Source organism: Okeania sp. SIO2B9 (genome assembly GCF_010672505.1).
Classification (GTDB): Bacteria; Cyanobacteriota; Cyanobacteriia; order Cyanobacteriales; family Microcoleaceae; genus Okeania; species Okeania hirsuta.
In genome coordinates, this window is sequence record NZ_JAAHGK010001323.1 from 1 (window position 1) to 2,058 (window position 2,058).

General features: G+C 40.4%; 1 protein-coding gene and 2 pseudogenes. All 3 read left to right on the plus strand.

Annotated features, from left to right (window positions below; all coding sequences use genetic code 11):
• Positions 1-753 (plus strand): annotated as a pseudogene (locus tag F6K13_RS30305) (glutamate synthase subunit alpha); the annotation flags it as partial.
• Between the two features lie 334 nt (positions 754-1,087).
• The gene (locus tag F6K13_RS30310) at positions 1,088-1,495 is read left to right on the plus strand and encodes a M48 family metallopeptidase (protein ID WP_287289445.1); all 408 of its coding nucleotides are present in this window, start codon (positions 1,088-1,090) and stop codon (positions 1,493-1,495) included.
• Between the two features lie 47 nt (positions 1,496-1,542).
• Positions 1,543-2,058, plus strand: a pseudogene (locus tag F6K13_RS30315) (hypothetical protein); the annotation flags it as partial.

A 2,058-nucleotide genomic window follows, 5' to 3' on the forward strand; every position in this document is an offset into this window, starting at 1 on the left:
ACCAAGACAATAGAATTAGTCAATACCGACCGTACAGTTGGAGCAAGGTTGGCAGGAGCGATCGCTAGTCGTTATGGTAATACTGGTTTTGAAGGGCAGATTAATCTGATGTTTAATGGCAGTGCGGGTCAGAGTTTTGGCGCTTTTAATTTGCCAGGAATGACTTTAACATTACGAGGTGAGGCGAATGATTATGTTGGTAAGGGAATGCACGGTGGGGAGATTATTATTAAGCCACCTGCCAAAACTGGTTACGACCCGGCAAGAAATGTAATTATTGGCAATACTTGTTTGTATGGTGCTACTGGTGGAATTTTGTTTGCCAATGGTCAAGCAGGGGAACGTTTTGCTGTCCGGAATTCCATGGGTAAGGCAGTTATTGAAGGTGCTGGCGACCATGCTTGTGAATATATGACTGGTGGTGTTATTGTTTGTTTGGGTAAGACAGGTCGGAATGTCGGCGCTGGTATGACAGGGGGAATTGCTTATTTCTTGGATGAGGATGGTGATTTTCCTGCGAGGGTGAATAATGAAATCGTTTCTATTCAGCGTGTTTGTACGCCAGAAGGTGAGGCGCAGTTGCAGGATTTGATTTCATTGCACGTTGATCGGACTGGAAGTGAGAAGGCGAAAATTATTTTGGCGAGTTGGTCTGAGTATTTGCCGAAGTTTTATCAAGTAGTGCCTCCTTCGGAAGCGGGTACACCACAAGCAAGTGTTGATGCTGAGGAGAAGGTTGCTGTGAAGGTTTAGGAAAAATATTGTAGGGGCGAATGGCCATTCGCCCCTACACATTGTATAACGATTGAGCTAATTGTATTACTCCGATTTATAGGGAACCGTAGCCAACAGATTTGATATGACCCAATTATTTTGATAAGATGGACTTTTGTGGGACCAGTGGCGGAAATGTTGGTAAGAGCGATAATACCCTGCATCACTTACCGAAAAATTTTGGTCTCAAGCCTCCTTATTGCAGAAGGTACTGATAACTGATAACTGATAACTGATAACTGAAATGACACGATCGCTTTTTGGCTAAAATTGGGAAAACTGGAGAAAGTAGAAATTGGGAGTAAAATAGGCAATGCAAGGTACAGAGAAACAGTATATGGAATCTCGGCAGCAACGAAGTAAGATCTTAAAAAAGATAATGTCCCTAGTTGGGGTTGTATCTTTTGGTGGTACGGCCTTGTTTGGGATGGCGAATATGTTTAAAACTGCTTTTCAAGAGTCTCAACAAGTAGAGACAGTGGAAGTTGTGTCGGGAGAGGAGAGGTTACAGAAACTGGCGCAAGGATATGAAAGTGTTTTGGAGCGGGAACCTGAAAATGTTACTGCTTTGGAGGGGTTGGTTAAGGTTAGGTTGGAGATGGGGGATAAGGAAGGGGCGATCGCTCCTCTGGAAAAATTAGTGAATTTCTATCCAGACAGAGAGGATTATAAAGTGGTGTTGGAGCAGGTGAGGTTGGAGGTTAAAGGGAATAATTTCTGAATAGGTTGATTAGTAGTAAAAATAAAGATTATTATAAGGAATGAAAAATGTCAGACGATAAAGTATTGGAGGAATTAGAAAAAGCTGAGAAATTATTTAGACAAGGCAAATTTAAGGAAGCAGCGCAGTTATATAAAAAATTAATTACTAATAACCCTAACCTAGCCAGGAGTGGAATCAATATTAACCTAGCCCATAGTATTATTTTATCTACAGATTGGTCTGAAGTTTCAAAAAATTTACCGCCTGGTATAAGTTATCCAGAATCATCAGGCTGGATAAAGTCTTTAATGACTGGTTTACCTATCAATTATGATTCAAAACCTATCCCCTGGTACACCTATCCAGCTATAGAGTTTATAGAAAATAAGATAGCATCAGATTTTCGAGTTTTTGAATACGGAAGCGGGCAATCAACATTGTGGTGGGCTGAAAGAGTGTTAAAGGTAATTTCGGTTGAAAGTAATCGAAATTGGTTTTCTTATCTTCAGGAAAAAATGCCCAAAAATGTAGAAATCATTCTCACTAAGATTGATTTCTACATTTTTGGGCATTTTTTCCTA

Bases quoted from the DNA above. Each gene is read 5' to 3' on its own strand.
- F6K13_RS30310 (WP_287289445.1), top strand. From the start codon at position 1,088: ATGCAAGGTACAGAGAAACAGTATATGGAATCTCGGCAGCAACGAAGT.